Source organism: Bacillus sp. S3, from assembly GCF_005154805.1.
Classification (GTDB): domain Bacteria; phylum Bacillota; class Bacilli; order Bacillales; family Cytobacillaceae; genus Neobacillus.
Map to the genome: position 1 here is coordinate 3,925,936 of NZ_CP039727.1, position 17,656 is coordinate 3,943,591.

Annotated in this window: 14 protein-coding genes; all 14 read right to left on the reverse strand. The window is 37.9% G+C overall.

Annotation, left to right across the window (positions count from 1 at the left end):
- Positions 1–7: 7 nt before the first annotated feature.
- Positions 8–187, reverse strand: a complete 180-nt coding sequence (locus tag FAY30_RS19200) for a hypothetical protein (RefSeq protein ID WP_149871366.1) — start codon at positions 185–187, stop codon at positions 8–10.
- A gap of 12 nt (positions 188–199) precedes the next feature.
- Positions 200–1,198, reverse strand: coding sequence for a branched-chain amino acid ABC transporter permease (locus tag FAY30_RS19205; RefSeq protein WP_149871367.1), 999 nt, complete (start codon positions 1,196–1,198; stop codon positions 200–202).
- A 4-nt stretch (positions 1,199–1,202) separates the two neighbouring features.
- Entirely contained in the window at positions 1,203–2,063 is an 861-nt protein-coding gene (locus FAY30_RS19210; protein ID WP_149871368.1) for a branched-chain amino acid ABC transporter permease, read from the reverse strand.
- Between the two features lie 17 nt (positions 2,064–2,080).
- Positions 2,081–2,788, reverse strand: a complete 708-nt coding sequence (locus FAY30_RS19215) for an ABC transporter ATP-binding protein (protein ID WP_149871369.1) — start codon at positions 2,786–2,788, stop codon at positions 2,081–2,083.
- Positions 2,781–3,539: an ABC transporter ATP-binding protein gene (locus FAY30_RS19220; protein WP_149871370.1), complete on the reverse strand. Its 759-nt coding sequence runs from the start codon at positions 3,537–3,539 to the stop codon at positions 2,781–2,783. Before FAY30_RS19220 ends, FAY30_RS19215 begins: the two co-directional genes overlap by 8 nt.
- An 82-nt stretch (positions 3,540–3,621) precedes the next feature.
- Positions 3,622–4,818, reverse strand: coding sequence for a substrate-binding domain-containing protein (locus FAY30_RS19225; RefSeq protein WP_149872778.1), 1,197 nt, complete (start codon positions 4,816–4,818; stop codon positions 3,622–3,624).
- A 218-nt stretch (positions 4,819–5,036) separates the two neighbouring features.
- Positions 5,037–5,606: a Uma2 family endonuclease gene (locus tag FAY30_RS19230; RefSeq protein ID WP_149871371.1), complete on the reverse strand. Its 570-nt coding sequence runs from the start codon at positions 5,604–5,606 to the stop codon at positions 5,037–5,039.
- 145 nt (positions 5,607–5,751) lie between these two features.
- Complete coding sequence (locus tag FAY30_RS19235) at positions 5,752–6,243, reverse strand: RHS repeat protein (protein WP_149871372.1); 492 nt, start codon at positions 6,241–6,243, stop codon at positions 5,752–5,754.
- A 112-nt stretch (positions 6,244–6,355) separates the two neighbouring features.
- Complete coding sequence (locus tag FAY30_RS19240; protein ID WP_149871373.1) at positions 6,356–6,880, reverse strand: hypothetical protein; 525 nt, start codon at positions 6,878–6,880, stop codon at positions 6,356–6,358.
- 618 nt (positions 6,881–7,498) lie between these two features.
- Positions 7,499–8,017, reverse strand: a complete 519-nt coding sequence (locus FAY30_RS19245) for a GrpB family protein (RefSeq protein WP_149871374.1) — start codon at positions 8,015–8,017, stop codon at positions 7,499–7,501.
- 93 nt (positions 8,018–8,110) lie between these two features.
- A complete protein-coding gene (locus FAY30_RS28095) occupies positions 8,111–8,464 on the reverse strand; it encodes a DUF6886 family protein (RefSeq protein WP_411675504.1) in 354 nt (117 codons plus the stop codon).
- A 28-nt stretch (positions 8,465–8,492) separates the two neighbouring features.
- On the reverse strand, positions 8,493–8,630 hold the full coding sequence (locus FAY30_RS27255) for a DUF6886 family protein (RefSeq protein ID WP_190284690.1): 138 nt from the start codon (positions 8,628–8,630) through the stop codon (positions 8,493–8,495).
- A 405-nt stretch (positions 8,631–9,035) separates the two neighbouring features.
- Positions 9,036–9,533, reverse strand: a complete 498-nt coding sequence (locus FAY30_RS19250; protein WP_149871375.1) for a hypothetical protein — start codon at positions 9,531–9,533, stop codon at positions 9,036–9,038.
- Positions 9,534–9,546: 13 nt separating this feature from the next.
- Entirely contained in the window at positions 9,547–17,628 is an 8,082-nt protein-coding gene (locus FAY30_RS19255) for a DNRLRE domain-containing protein (protein ID WP_149871376.1), read from the reverse strand.
- Between the last annotated feature and the right edge of the window lie 28 nt (positions 17,629–17,656).

Here is a 17,656-nt window from a genome sequence, read left to right on the forward strand (position 1 = left end):
TGCCCACCTATGCTTCTTCTGCCATTTCCTGCATATATTCCATTGCTTCTGCAATCGACTCAAATAAGGTTTCCCGCTCCTCCTGGACATGGGTTACCTTTATACGCCATTGTTTCCTGCCTGTTTCCTTCTCTACCGCTGCCAATTGAAACCGAACGACGAAAGACGCAATTTGATGATGATCCATATATACCACCTTCTATCCCGCCACTTTCTCTTCTTTTTTCACCGCATGCTGCTTTTTCCGTTTCCACGAAAATGTACGTAACGTCCCGACAATTCCTTTTGGAAAAAACATCACGACCAAAATATAAATAATTCCGAAGAAGATGATCCAGCGTTCGAAAATCACATGCTCCTTTGCAAGTTCCGTCAACCAATGATGGGCAAATTCGATTAAACCGGCGCCGATGATTGCTCCGACTAATGTACCTACGCCGCCAATGATCGTCATTAATAAAGCATCTAACGTGATATCCATTGCGAACACACTCGTGTTCACAAATCGAAGTGAAATGGCATACAAGATTCCCGCAATCCCTGCTAATACACCGGACATCACACTTGCGGCAATTTTGTAATGCAGCACATGATAGCCTAATGATTCCGTTCGCTGCTCATTTTCCCGGACGGCTTGAAGGACTCTGCCAAGAGGGGAATTGGTAAACCGCTTCAGAATTAAAAATACTGCCACCATCAGAATCAGGCAGAGCAGGTAAAAATTAGTCCGGTCAATAAACTGTTCCGGTACTCGAAAAGTGAAACCGTCATTTCCATAGGTCATCGACCGCCACTTTTCTGCTAAGACAAGAAAAAGTCCTGCCAACGATAAGGTTAACATCGCATAAAAATGGCTTTTTAAACGAAGCGTCAGCAATCCGACAAGAAAGCTGACAATGGCAGTGAGGGCAATTGTCATCAGTACGGCCAAAAAGAAAAAACCGAGCGTAGGTTCAAATCGCTTCATAAAAATCCCAATCGAATAAGCGCCAATTCCAAAAAACATTGCATGTCCAAAGGAAACGATTCCAGTAAACCCCAGCAACAGATCATAACTCATAGCAAAAATGGAAAACACAAATACCTGTGTTAATAAAATCAATAGATTTCTGGATTCATAGACAAACGGCAAAAGGAGCAGAAAGGCGGCCACAACTAAAATGACAGCTGTCATTCTATTATTTTGAATGAATCGCATGTTCTCACCCCTTCGCTCCAAATAGACCTTGCGGCCGAATAATTAATACAATCGCCATGAGAAGCATATTCACAGCCAGTGACAGGTCTGGGACATAGTAGGCCATAAAGGATCCGGAAAGCCCTACCAATATAGCGGCCATCACTGAACCTTTGAAATTTCCCATTCCCCCGATAACCACGACAATAAAGGCGAGAATTGCGAATTCCATTCCCATCCCCGCATGAATGACACCTGAATACGGACCGAGCAGTACGCCGCCCAACGCTGCCATCCCTGCACCAATCATAAAGACAAACATAAAAACCTTCTGAATATTGATACCCAGTGCCTGCACCATTTCTTTATTCATGACACCTGCCCGGACAACGAGGCCGATTTTTGTTTTTTTAAGAATAAATTGCACTCCTGCGAAAATGAGGAACCCAACTAAAATGATAAAGATACGGTACTTGATGATAATGATGCCGCCAAGCTCCCAGCTGCCCTTCAAATAATCCGGAGGCGAGGCCGTAAGCTGATTCGGTCCCCAAATGACTTTCAGCATTTCGGATAAAACCAGCATCAGACCGAGTGTGATTAATATCTGCTGCACATGGTTGCCATAAACAGGTTTAATGATCCACCTTTCCGTAATGATCCCGAGCACAAATCCCGTTAAGATGGCGCCAATGATCCCGATGATAAAGCTATTCGTCTGAGCATATATCCAAAGACCGCTGTACGCTCCCCATGCAAACAGCCCCCCATGGGCAAAATTCAGCACATCCATCAATCCGAAAATCAGTGTCAAGCCGGCGGCTAATAAAAAGATCAGCATCCCTGTTGCCAGGCCATTTAACGTTAAATTGATGATTAGATCCACTAAAAGGTCCTCCTTCCCTACGCAATCCCTAAATATTTCCGTTTCATTTCCTCATCTTCTTTTAATTGTTTCATTGAGCCGTGACTCACGGTTCGACCATCGTCAATGATGTAAAAACAGTCACCAATTGTGCTCGCCATCATGAAATTTTGTTCCACTAACACAATGGTGGTTTGATCTTTCATTTGTAAAATTGATTCCATCACCTTCTCGACGACAATCGGTGCCAAGCCTTTACTCGGCTCATCGATTAACAGCAGTTCGTTTTCGTTTACATAAGCCCTTGCGATGGAAAGCATCTGTTTTTGTCCGCCACTCAACAGACCGCCCGGTTTTTTCCAAAATTTTTTTAAATCGGGGAACAGATGTAATATCCAATCCAGCCGTTTTTCCGTGTCTTCGGTTTCTGTTTGCATCGCGACCTTTATATTTTCCTCCACCGTTAATCCGGCAAAAATCCCCTGATCCTCAGGAACATAGCCGATGCCTTTTTTAGCAATGGTGTAGGTTGGCAGGGACTGAATCGATTCTCCTTTAAACGTAACGCTCCCTTTTGTGGCCGGATTCAGCCCCATGATCGTTCGCAAAGTCGTTGTTTTTCCAGCACCGTTTCTACCAAGCAGGACAGTTACCTCGCCTCTTTTCACCTCAAAAGATATACCTTGGAGTATATGGTATTGACCAATATGGGTTTCTACATGATCAAGCTTCAACAGGTCATTCATCAAATCGTCCTCCCAAATAGGCAGACTGTACGGTTTCATTTTTCATAATCTCTTCCGGGGTCCCATCGGCCAACAGCCTTCCATTAAACAGAACCATCACCGAATCCGATAAATCGAGGATCATATCCATCTTGTGCTCGATGAGGATAATCGTCCGGTCCCCTTTTTCTTTAATTCTTTTAATTACTTCTAAAATAGCCGGAACTTCTTCTAACGACATGCCTGCTGTTGGTTCATCTAATAAAAGCACTTCAGTCTCAAGCGCGAGCAGCATCGCAATTTCAAGTTTCCGTTTCTCGCCATGGGCGAGATTGCTTGCCAGAGAATCCTTCTTATCATCTAATAGGACAAGCATGAGCCACTCTAATGCCTTCTCTTCAAATACACGGTATTTCTTATAATGAAACAGTATCTGGTAGCGAATTCCCGCTTGTGACTGAACCGCCAATCTTACATTTTCCATTACAGTTAAGTTAGGAAATACATTGGTAATTTGAAAGGAACGGCCGATCCCTTCTCTTGTACGGTAGGTCGGCGAAAGTTTTGTAATATCTTTACCACGATAGTAGATTGTTCCTTGCGTTGGCATTAATTGGCCGCTTAGGAGATTAAAGAAGGTTGTTTTTCCGGCACCGTTTGGTCCGATAATCGATTTAAAATGTTTCTCGGGTACAGAAATACTGACTGCATCTACGGCCGTATGACCGCCAAAAATAATCGATAAATCTTTTGTTTCAATAAGTGAAGACAATTTCTTCCCTCCTTAAATTAGAAATAAGGAAGAGGGTGACCGTGTATAAATATGGTCAAACCCCCAACAACTTTACTTTTTTTTATTTATTCCGAATTGGAGGTGCAGTTTCTTCAGGAGTCAGTTCCCTGATCAACACTGGAACTGGATATGGGACACCGTCTTTCTTCTCCAGCTTAATCGCATACAATGTCTGCAGGGCTTGATGATCCTCCGGACGATACGTCATTTTTCCTTTCGGGGTTTCAAAGCTCATGCCTTCCATCGTTTTGATTAATTGATCAGCCTCCGCATCACCATCTGTTTTCTTCAATGCTTCTACAATCGAAATCGCAGCACTCATCCCGCCTGGTGTAAACAAATCGGGAACATCTCCGTTAAAACGTTTTTTATGCTCCTCAACCAGCCAGTCATTAATTTTATTTTTCGGCAGGTCATGATAATAAACGGTGAAGCCTTCCATCCCGATCAGCGGCTCCATTGTCGATAATGCCGCAATATCCGGAGCACCTGTTGAGATTTTGATTCCTTTTTCTTGAACCTTCATGTCAGCAATTTGCTTCCACGGAGAGTTTGCCCCGGCCCAAACGACAAACAGGTAATCAGGCTTCGCATCGATGATTTTTTGAATATTCGATGTAAAGTCTGTTGCAGCAGGATCCGCATATTCTTCCTTGACAATCTCAGCACCCAATTTTTTCGCTGCTTCTTTAAAGGCAGCTACACCATCACGGCCAAAGGAATAATCCGGCGCAAGTGTTGCGATTTTTACGCCCTTTTTGGCAATGGCCGCCGCACCGGCAACCGCATCTTGGGAGGAGTTACGGGCTGAATGGAACATATACTTATTAAACTCCGAACCTGTAATACTATCAGCGGCAGCAGGTTCAACGACCATGATTTTTTGATATTCCTCTGCCAGCGGTAAAACAGCCAGTGTATCTGCTGAGCTGGACGATCCGACTAGAAAATCAACCTTATCTTCTTCTAATAGTTTCGTCGCTTTTTGCACAGCCACTTCCGGCTTTGTTTCGGTATCTTCGACGATGAATTCAATTTTTCTGCCGGCAACCTCCATTTTTCCTTCGGTTGCATAATCAAGTCCAAGCTCAAAGCCTCGTAATGTTTGCTTTCCGTACGATTCGAGTGCACCTGTTTTAGAAGCAAGCACCCCAATTTTAATCGGTTCTTTCTTTTCCGTTTTCTTTCCGCCATCGTCCTTCGGCTCTGATGAAGACTTGTCAGCGCTGCACGCACTGGCTAGTATCATCATAAACATTAGTAATCCTATCAATGCCCATCTTCCACGGTACCCCTTCACACGTTTTCCCCCTTAAAATGTTTACTGTAAAACTGGCAAAGCCTTGATGTAAGGATAAGAAAATACAGTTACAGGGGAGTTACAAATAAGAAAATCGGAAGCGCATTGGTCAGCGGCATATGGACTAGAGCTGGACAACAAAAAACAGCCCTAGAAAATAAATAAGGCTGCTCTTTCTATAAAAATATTTGATTTAGGTCTAATTCTAATCCAGTTAATACATGAACAGAAATGGAATCATCTTTTGTAAAGACTCCTTGAAATTTATAGTAATCACCGATTAAAAGATGTATTTCTACGGATTCGTTAACCGGATCAACAAGCCAGTACTCTTTTACCCCGGCTTTTTCGTAAAGGTGAAATTTCTTCCAGCGATCTAACTTTACAGATGAGGGTGAAAGGACTTCGATAATCATGTCCGGTGCACCATTACAACCCCTGTCATCAAGCTTTTCTTGATCACATACAATCGACAAATCGGGTTGAACAACATTATTTATTTCATTGTCATGTTTGTTTTCCGTTAATAGTCGTACATCGAACGGCGCAAAAAACACTTCACATTTCTTATCGCGCAAGAAAATAGAAAAGGCCGTAGATAACTCTCTTAGCACCCGTTGATGTCCGCGTGAAGGGGCAGGCGACATATCGAAGATTTCCCCATCAATTAACTCATGCCTTTTGCCCTCGCTCCATGTTAGATAATCAGCATATGAATATTTCCTTTTTTCGTTCGGAATGGCCATCATATCATTCCTTTCAACTTATCTCACCATTATTATACCATAATGGGAAACATTTCACATCTTCACTGCCGGGACGACATTACCATGTTTTCTAGTAAAATGCTCAAAATTTTATCATTCGATATGAGATGGATGAAAAAAACATTTACCGGGTTATTGGTTGTATATGCTGGGACCATGGGTCGCTTGCTGTTCCTTTATAGGTGTCTTGGGAAATAAACCGGCCTGTGTCCGGATTATAGTGTCTGGCATTCATGTAATACAAGCCTGTCGCTGTATCATGAACCGCACCGGTGAATTTCACCTCATTAAGGAACGATTTGCTGCCAACTTCCTCTGTTTCGCCAAATTCATCATAACCATACCCTTTAACTCGCTTAGCGTCGAGATCAAGGATACTGGTGACACTGCCCCTTTTATCATAGTGATAGAAGAAATACATATTGTCAAAGGCGCCATCGAACCGCTTCGAAGCTACAATTGTACCGCTCGGACTTAACACATTCTCCGTTGCTTTATTATTGTTGATGTCGGTCGTGTAGAGGACATTTTCTCCGTCATAAAAATACTTGGAAATTAGTCCATTGACATCTCGTCGGATCCGCTGACCGTCGCCATTATAGAAATTCTGTTCCACAACCGGCTTCTCACCAGCTTTCTGCAGTTCTAGCTTTCTAAACGAATAAAGAGACTTAACAGAAAAAAGCTAATGCTTTTTAACATTAGCCTATTAATGTGGGTATTAAACTTTAGTATTCCTCTTGATTCCCCAATAATCCTTCACTACAAAGGAGTTCTCTATCAGCCGGAATAAGCCCTTTATGCCTCTGAGTACCCTTTCCGTTCGCTTCTATCCAAAAACAGGTTTCACATGATTTATAAATTTTTTTCCTATCGGTGTTTGTTGATATTCTTAAGTGGTCACTTTTACATTGAGGACAAACTTCTTTTGTAGTCATAGTTGTTAATTCCCAAATAAGAATAGAGACAATTTGCCATACTTCCTTCTTATTTACATTATTTCTCCGAAGATATTTTTTTACAATACATTCAAAATCATCTCCAGAACTGCCTACTACAAACATGGATGAGTCAATATCCTTAATAAATGTTAATAAGTTTTTATCAGCAATTTTTCTAAATTCCTTATCAAACTTTTTTACAATTGAAATAAGTTTATCTAGAAAATCTTCAAGTGAACTATTATTAACTTTACTGAATATATTTAAACATTCATTCCATAACAGTATATCCGGGTTGTCTGATTTAAACATATTTACTCACCTATTCTTTATTTGTCTTTTCAATTTATGGTTTGGGTATCGGGTATGCAGTAATTAGATTTCCTGCTTTATCGGTTATAATCTGCATCCAAGATCTGGAACTACCTCCCAAACTTGGCTTAATTGTTCCTATCTCACTTCCAGTATTAACAATACGTGAATATTGTCCGGAAGTTTCTAATACAGAAACGGGTGATTTTATAATATTTGATCTACCTAATATAACCTTAAATTCATCAACACTTACTGTAAACTAACCTGAATTTTTTCCTGGATTGAAATGTCTTTCAATTACATGATTTAATCCTGCATTATTTGATGGACTAAATCTTGTTGGCCCGTTTGCAATATTAATTCTGGATTGCACTATCCCCAACATTCTTACTAGCCTCAGAAAATCCCTTATTTTTTAAAGCATTCTTCCCTGCAAAACTAATTGACTGGTTAAGAATACCTTAGGCACTTAATAATTCTGCCCTTACAGCCAATCGACTTACAGTTATAGGGCTTTCTTATATTCCGTTTCGTTGACGGAATTGCGCCAGATTACAGAAGATCATTATTGTAATTTCAGCGTTCTTAAAACAATGTCACACAATACTTCAAAAATTATTTTTTTAAGGCCCATTTTTTAACTTCTTTCACTAATTCATTGACATAAGCTTGTTTTGCTGCTTGATACTTATAATGATTATCGGGGAATTGCTTTAATAATTTTAATTTTAACTCTCCATACTTTTGAGCATTATCTGGATGTTCAATTAAGTATTCTTTAAAATCCAAGTGCGTTTTAATATTCTCATTACCTACTTGAAAGATATGTATGTGGTGGGTTCTATTTTCATTTCCTTTCGGAAAGTACCTTCTTCCTGTAATCCCATTTTCCCCTTTCGCTTCATACCCCAATTCGCGCATTTTCCTATTGAATACATCAACAATTTCTATATCTTTAACAACAATCAAAATATCGATTATTGGCTTTGCATAACCTATTGTTGGTATAGATGTACTCCCCATATGAAAAATATCAAGCAATTGATCTTTAAAAACTTCCTTTAATTTTTTCTCTTCTTGACTGTACAATTTTTCCCATTCTTTAGTCCAAGGAAGAGTTTTGGTTTTCCTCACAAAATCCTCCCCCTCCTATATACCCAAAAATCCCAGTGAATTTTTTTGATTATCTTCATTTCGTTTACTCTCCCATCTATAAGGATCTAAATATCAATTAATATCAGAGGATGCATTCCTCATTCGATTGATAGAAAAGCTTACTGATGAACTTATGATTTCATTATGAAGCTTCCAAAGGGATGGTGTAATACGTAATTCTATGTTTGTCTCCACAAGTCTATCTAATAAATCTCCTACGGGTTCAACAAAAAGGGGGGGTACTGCTTTTCGTGAAACATAATAACCAGCATTTGCATCGTGGCACTCAAAAGTTTCAAATTGTAACTTGTAAGCATAAAGTTTTGTCTCACGAATGCGTTTAGGCCAAGATGTTTCTATTGCGATAATTCGATTGACAGGAGTTTGGCTAAAGAAACGGTTAAAGTCATCACATGTAGTTTCCAGAGATGACTAGAAAGCCACACGTGGGCATTCATGAGGGAAATAAATAATGTGGCGCGTGCTCTTCATCAATTGCCCTGACAAATGGCTGATACTTGGAATTGGATTTGGGAACATGTGGTTCAAAGTAAGTTATATTTGGATCTTCACTAAAATGAAATAGTTTCATTAATAAATCCTCCATTTAAAAATGTGAGACAATGGTATTAATTCGCTACTTGTTGGGGAATTCCTATTTGTTAATCTATAAATAGGCCCTAATGTGAAAAATGAGCGCTTAACCTTGTTCAAGGATAGCGCCCATTTCTGGAATAAGAGTAAGTTTTTTATCCTCTTTCTTTTGAATAAAAGATACAACAGGATTAACTAATCCAAGTCTCTTTAGACTCTTTAATTTGCCATTTTCCTTCTTTGAAATAAATGGTGCTCTCTACACCAATAGCTCCTTTGGCTGAGCGATACTTGGAGCCTTCAAAAAATACATTGTTAAAAAATTTGTATTTCATATTTTCAATTCTTACTAGTACTCCTTCTTCTGGTCAGTTACCTGACTTTTTGGACATCCCTTCATAAATTAAGAAATTATTTTTTCAATTTCTTTGTCATAATTAGTTACATTATTATTAATTTCTATTAACATAGTATCCTCATCAGTTGCAGGTTCGTAACCAATTATAATCTTTGGAATATCATAATTTTTTTTCAAATTAACTAGAAAATGTACTAACTTTTTCAACCTTAACTTATTATCGTTCCTCCCATCCTTTAATATTTCTTTTTCAGGAAAGTTAAATACAATATCACCATATTGTTCATCAAACGAGAAAACTATTACTACATTTTTCAATAAAATACCTAACTGCAATTCTTCTAACAGTATATTTCCTGTGCCTTTCGGTGATAATATCTCTTCAATGTTTTTCACTTGGGAAAAATCTAAATCTTTTTCTGAAATATTATCATAAAAATGTGATGATTTTTGTTTTAATGTAGATAATTTAAGTTCGTCGTAAATTAATTTATCAATTTCTCTCTTATTAAAATCAGTAAATATAATCTCTAAATTTTCCACTTACACCCCACCTTTATTGCTGGTCAATGAACCCTTTAAAAGTTCCATCAAGGTTTAATCGAACCCCACGCCCATCTGGTAGTTTTTTCTCCAAAAACTCAATTCCCCTAGGATTTTTAATTTTTATAAATCCTCCAGGTCCACCTATTATTTCTTCAAGATGTTTCAATGCTGTTTGATTTATTTGGTTAGGGCCGCCTTTAACTTTCCCCCAAATGTCTGGATTTCTTCCTGCATGTTTTTGTAAAGCATGACCCACAACAGTCTCTCCACCCTTTTTAGGGGAAGTTGCAGTATTTATTATAGTTTTATTATTAACTTTAACAAAATTACCCGTACCCTTAGCAGCATTCTTCCCAGCAAAACTAATTGACTGGTTAAGAATACCTTGAGCACTTAATAATTCTGCCCTTACAGCAAGTAACTCGCCTATTCCAGAGAACATTAGAACCGTGTTAAAGATAGGATCTTCATGCCACGGAACACTTAAAGCTCCGCCAGTATCATATTCTGGGTGTTCAAAAGATTGAGTATTTTTAGAACTACTCTTAGTATAAGGAACATCTCTGTTACCCGGCCAACTGGATTTTGGAATATCATAAGGACTTGCCTTCCGAACATATCCATTCTCATCTTCATAAATAGGCAGATGCCCAGTTGGATCAATAAAGTTTACCGGGTTATTAGAGGTATACGCATATAGATGCTGGGACCATGGGTCGCTTGCTGTTCCTTTATAGGTATCTTGGGAAATAAACCGCCCTGTATCCGGATTATAATGTCTGGCATTCATGTAATACAAGCCGGTTGCTGTATCATGAACCGCACCGGTGAATTTCACCTCATTAAGGAACGATTTGCTGCCAACTTCCTCTGTTTCGCCAAATTCATCATAACCATACCCTATAACTCGCTTGGCATCGGGATCAAGGATACTGGTGACACTGCCCCTTTTATCATAGTGATAGAAGAAATACATATTGTCAAAGGCGCCATCGAACCGCTTCGAAGCTACAATTGTACCGCTCGGACTTAACACATTCTCCGTTGCTTTATTATTGTTGATGTCGGTCGTGTAGAGGACATTTTCTCCGTCATAAAAATACTTGGAAATTAGTCCATTGACATCTCGTCGGATCCGCTGACCGTCGCCATTATAGAAATTCTGTTCCACAACCGGCTTCTCACCAGAAATGGTCTGATCAACCTTTTCCAAACGATTTGCCAAATCATACGTAAACGAAGAGGTCACATCTTTTAGGACACCGTCTATTTTCCTCTTGGTTATTTCTTTTGTTTGATTTCCACGATCATCGAACTCATAGGATGAATCTGGCAGCCCATTTTTGGTCTTTGTTTTCAATTGATTTAACGGGTTGTAAGTATAGACGAATTTGTCCGCACCCTCGGTCATCGTGAGACGATTGCCTACTCCATCATACGTGTAAGCAGTCGTTTTATCATCTTGGTTGCTGGTCTTCAGACGTCCTGCTTCATCATATTGATAACTTTTCTTAATTGTCTTCGCCGTATCATAGTTAGTATATAAATCTTCATTCGTAATGAATCCGCGGCGGTCATATTGCATCGTGTATTCTTCTAATTTCTTATCCCCATTATCGAGGTATTGAATGGATTCCGTCAATCCGGCAGTATTGTAGCCATAATCAATTTTCACATAGCCTAAGCCGCCGGTATCAAATTGCCGGTAATTTTTTATATAATCGACTTGGCCCGAATTGGTATATACATACTCCTGAGCCGTTTTTCCTTCAACTTTAATGGAATGTAACCGATTATACGAATCATAGACATAATCAATATCTTTTTCTAAATCCCCTTCTTCGGAACGATAATAGATTCTCTTCACATTGTCGCTGCCATCATATTGATAACTAACGGAATGGCCATCTTGAACATAAGAAGTCATACGGTCCTTACTGTCCAAGGCATAGGATGTGACAATTGTCTGCGTTCCTTTTTTATCCGTCATTTTCTTGCGATTCCCATTTTCGTCATACTCAAACGTTGTCTCATGATCAGGACTGAAAGTGACTTTCTCCAATAAGTTTATCGGATTATAATCATGAACTTCCTTCGTTCCGTCATTCCTTGTCATGACCTTCATATTACCATTCAGATCATATTCAAACGATTCAGTGAACTTTACTCTATTGGATGGTGTTCCTTCGGCTACTTCTTTCGCCACACGTCCAAGAGCATCAAGATAGGTAACCTTAGCTCTTCCTTCTGCATCCGTAACAATATTTTTTACATAATCTCCTTCAACTTGGTCGTATAGATACGATGTGACAACATTTTTCCCTTCCACATTTTGCGTAACAGTTTCCAACCGTCCGAGTTTGTCATATTGATTAATAGTAGAGAATCCTTCCCCATTTATGCTTGTAAGTATGTTACCATCAAGATCATAAATATTCTGAGAAACAATATTCTTTCCGTTTGGATCGATAATCATTTTCGTTTGACGATTTAGTTCATCATATTTAGATTGCACCTGGCGACCTTCACCGTCAATTACCTCTATCATATTACCTACTGAGTCGTATTTATATGATGTAATGGTTTTATTTTTTTCAACTTGTTTCAGCCGCCCTACTGCATCATAATATTCAATTGCCTGCCGACCTTCTGCATCAGTATAGACAATCTTCTCATTATTTTCAGGATCATATTGATAAGAGATTTTTTCGATATCTTTATTTGGATGAATAGTTTCTAGTAGTCTATCTACATTATCATATTTATAACTTGTTTCAAAACCTCTCCTATTCTTATATTCAACCATATTATGGTTAAAATCATACTTTCTGGTTTCTGTATAACCATCAGGGTATGTCGTTTTAAAGAGGCGTCCTAAAAGATCATATTCTGTTGATGTGATATATCCTCTCGCATCTTTTACCTTTGTTGGATTTCCTTGCTTGTCATATTCAAGAATTTCAGTTATTTTTCCTAAAGGCTCCGTTTTCTTTTTGAGTCGTCCTTTTTGATCATAATCGAATGATGTTATTTGATTAAATTCATTAGTAATTGTTTTTTGGTTACCAAATGAATCGTGCGTATACGATACCGTTCTGCCTTCTGGGTCCATTGAGGTACGAAGGTTTCCATAATCATCATAATCATAATGATATGTAGCTAAAACGCCATTACTAATTGGCTTAATGATATCTTTTACTTGATTCATATCATTATAATTTTTAAATTCGGTAATATTGCCTAAAGGATCCTTAGATGTCAGGATATTACCACGAGCATCATAGGTATAATGATAATGAAGTGTCTTTATAGTTCCGTCTATTTCATTGTCATAATACATATGCTCAACCAACATCTTGTCGTTGTACTCAAAATGAACCTGATGCCCAAGAGTATTCGTCTTAGAAGTGATATTACCATCTTGGTTAAATGTAAAGGAGATTGTTTTCCCTTTATCTGATGTAACAGTTGTTTGATTGGGGTCATATTTGAAATAATAATATTCCTCAACAGGATCTGTCACCTTAAAGAGCTTACCATTCTCGTAATCTAATGTTGTTTTATGCGATTTGGGATCATTGATGAATCTTAGTTTGTCGGAAGGATCATATTGGTAGGTCTCAGCATACTCGGCATTATTTTCTATTATTTGATGCACTTGTTCTAGGTGCCCTTTATCATTGTATCTAAAATTATATACACGGCCTGCTTGGTCAATTACATACTTTAAATGATCATTAAGATTTTCATCAGAAAAATAGGTGAAACGAATTTCATCCCCAACATTATTTTTTACACTGCTTAAATTTCCACGGTCAGGATCATAAGTCAACGTTAATTGATTACCATTTGGCTCTGTGAAATTTGTCAGTTTCAAATTAATATCAAAAACGTATTTTATTTGATCCTTCCTTAAGATTTCATAGGTGCCATCAGCTTTTCTCGTTAAGATCATATGAACACCTTTTGGAGAATCATATGTCCCGGTTTTATTTTTGCCAAATCGATGTAAGCTGCCATCCCCGTCTTTTAAGATAAGACCCACTTCTTGACCGGCCTCATTATATTCTTTCAACAAAGTGGTATTAAACGAGAAATCCCAGCCATACCCTAAAGGAGTCTTTGTTGTTGATTGACTGTTATAGCTTCGTTTCATCACCATCCCCAATTTTGGACCAGCCGCAACGAAATCTGTCGATTGATAGACCAGGTTTCCACTACTCATGTTAATGTAGCCGTCTCCACCACCAGTTCTAAGCGTGCTGTACCCCCAATAATCCTGTAAACCCATTCGTTTCTCAAGCTCGTCTTTATCCACAACTTTTGACCATGCCACGTTGGAAGATAAACTAAGCCGTTTCTTTCCGTTGAAGTCTTTTATCGCCACTACTTTATAATAAAACTTTTGTCCATAATTTAAATTGTAGTCATTCCAATATGAAGTCTGAATTCCCTCAGCAAGTAAAGTATCTTCCGAAGGAGTGAATGATTCAGTTGTACTGCGATACATGTTATAGGTTACACCTGAAGTTTCAGAAGCCTTCCAACGTAGTAGTGTCATATAATTGACATTTGGTGTCGCTGTTAACTTTTTTGGTTCGTCTATTAATTTTACTTTAAAGGTATCGTCAGTATTAACATATACAATGTCTGAATCCCATGAATTCAAAATGGGTGTAATGTTTCCAGATGTAGTGGTTAAGATAGCTTTTACCTTTAAGCTATTACCAACTTGCTGAAAAGCTTCCGTTTGAAAAGGCTTAATGCTTTGCCATGTCTGCCCTCCATCTGCCGAGGCAAAATAACTGATATCTGTACCAGCGGGCTTTTGCTCTACGGGTTTAAGATAAATGGTCTGAATGTCACCCGCAAATGGTTGAACTTTGGACTCAAACGAGCCTTCCAAACTGTAGCCATTGCTAGTTGAATTCAATTGTAAAGAATGTGCTGCATGGGATATACCTTGAAGTTTTTCAATATTTTCTAAATATTCAAAGGTATCAACCACACCTTTTGTTTGATAGGAAGTCGTGCTAAACTTATAATTTCCAAGACTATCCTTTCCTCTAATATAAAATTTGTTTGAACTGCCTTCAGCATATTGTGTAGCATCTAGGGTTAAACCTATTTTGTCCTTACCTGTACTATTCACAAGTTTAGAGTTGACAAAAAGGTTTGCTTCATAATCACCTGTGTTAGGGCTGACATTATCAATTAGATATTCAACTGGATATAAAGGTTTAGTAATTGTTTCTTGATTCGTTGGAGCCAAAATATTAATTGCGGGATTAATTGTTTCTGTATTTTTGCTCTTTATTACTTTTCTAGTAACCCTATTAATATTACCTGCCTCATCTTGAACTTCAATTTTTATAGTGTAGGTCGTTTGCTCATTTAATTTGGTGGTATCCCAAGAATAGAGAATATTATCGGAAGCAAGTTCAGTACCAGAATTTTTTATTTCAAAGGTACTAGGTGATTCTCCTTCTCCAACCTCAAGTTTCCAATAGGACACAGGTGCTTTGTCTACGTTTATCTTCGCATTTATATCAACAATTCCACCTATTGTTTGAGCATTGTCCGGATAATTGAAGACGATTGTAGGAGCTAAAGTGTCTTTTTTAAGACTAACTGATTTGGAATCACCATAGTTCCCTTCAGCATCAATTCCTCGAACCTTAATTTCATGTATTCCATCAGATAGGGCCTCATTTTTAATAGTTTTGGAACCTGTACTAACATTTGTCCCCAGTGGTATCCACTCACCGTCGTCTATACTATATTGAATGGTGTTTATTTGTTTATTATCTGTAATTCCTTCCCAAGATAAAGTAAACTCTTGAGAGTTTGTCCATTTTTCAGGGTTAATTTTTAAGTCTGTAGGAGTTTTGGGCTTTGTTCTGTCTTTTGTAACGTATTCACTTGACGTCGAAAATCCTGAGTAATTTTTACTCTTATCAAATGCTTTAATTCGAAACATGATATTTGAAGAACTATCGGGCAAATTAGTTACAGAATAGGAATAACCTGCTGCTCCTAAATGGGGAACATTTGCTACGGGCTTCCATGAACCTTCCGTATATTTTTGTATTTCATAATAATCGATTCCAGTACCTATCGTAGTAGGAAGATCCGATACACTATTCCAGGAAAGGTCTGCTTTTGCGGTACTACCGCTATTATTGGCTCCGTCAGTTATTTTCACTCCGATTTGGCCTGGTTGATTAGGCGCAGTCGTATCAGGTAAGTAACGCTCTGACCAATCTGAATTTGGAGAGCAATATCCTGATATGCTACTACATGCAGATACAACGAACCAATATTGATGGCTACTTTGCCAATCTCCCTGTGATGCAACATAAGTGCTATTCGGATCATTTGGAAGGTCCGTCCCACTTGGAGAACTCTCGGTATGAAGCCAATATCTTCCCTGTTCAATTTGAGCAACAGTGGGCCAAATCTTTTTCCCCTTTGTTGACCATGAGTTTACATTACCTACATTAATATAATCATATTTTTTGCCATTCCATATTCCTATCAAATAGTAGTCAGCACCCTCAACTTTTGACCATGAAAGGTCAAAGTAACCTGTCGAACTGTTGGTTGCTAATGGGTAAGGAATAACGGTAGGTTTTGCCGGCTTATCCAGAAATGTATATGTTATTTCTATCTCAGGTAATCTATTTTTATTATCATAAGCTATGAATTTCTTCCAATATGTCGCCCCATTTCCACTAGTGTGTAATGAAAATCCAAAATTCCCGCTTGGATTATTTGCCCAATTTTGTACTGTCGTTGTCACATCATAGGAAAACCAGCTGTTCCTTACAGCCGTCGCAGTCCCCAAATTAGCCACGGAGGGGCTATAATTCCATGTGATTGTGGAAGGATTCCAATCTGTTTTAGAAGTGGATACCCAAACATTTGTTGGTGTAGTGCTATAACTCCAAATTGTGTATAACCATAGGGTCGCTTTTTTAATAACAGCACCCTGTAAATTAACTAAACTATTCTTTAAATAGGCGTAATTATCACCAGTTGTACTGTCGTAATATCCTACCTTCAATACATAAGCTTCATAGGTTGCATCCCAAAGTTTTGAATTGGAATAATTATTATTTGGATATGCATTAGACACATAAGCATAAACAAAATTATTGTAATGCTCATTTGTAACTGTCGGGTCGATATAAATTGGAAATTTACGTTCTGGACTTTTAAGCCATTCCGAATCAGCTATTAAAGTTAGCAGATATTTTCCATCTTCCTCCTCTTTTAAATCATAACTCACATTTTCCGAAGTGGCTGCTTCTCCCGATTCAGGATTAATATTCGAATCTGACATAAATGGTTTTGGCAAAATATATATTTCTTTGTCTTGCTCATCTACAAAGGTTATGGAACCATCTTCCTTAGTATGAGGTTTTAATTCTGTACTAATTTCAAATTGAAATTGATTATGGCCCGTATATTGATGTAAAACAATATCTTCCTTTACCGAATCATTAAAAATAATATTTCGTAAATCTATATTTGGAAAAATTTGCTTATACCAAATTTTATTTCCGCTAACCGTTGAAACTATTGGTTGTACTTTTATAACTCCTTGTTCACCATCAGCTTGAATTAACTTAACAGAAAAAATGTGATTGTCTTGCTGAAACTGGGCATATTGTCCATCCTTCATATTCTTTTGAAAAGAGACATCCAATTCAGTATTTTTGGGTTTATATTCGTTCCCATTCTTTTCAATTAAATCTAACGATATTTCTTCCCATTTATCCCCCTTTTTAAAATGAACCGGCTGATCAAATATTCTTTTTGTGAATGTTCCGTCTTGATTATTGATTACTTTTTCATTTTCTTTTCGTAATGCTATTTCTTCCACTGGTTTATTTAAATTTTTTGATGAACTCCTAATGTCTTCAATTGAAATATTAGATATATTTTGTGGATTTTCTTCTGATGATTCTAATTTTTTTTGCGATGAGCTATTTGATTCTGCTAGTCCATATGGTGTAGGTATGATAGAAAAAAAAAGCAAGAAAACCATAAAAACAATTAGGTATTTTCTCTGTTTACGATATTTCATTTAGCTTCCCCCTGCCTTTTTGTAATAA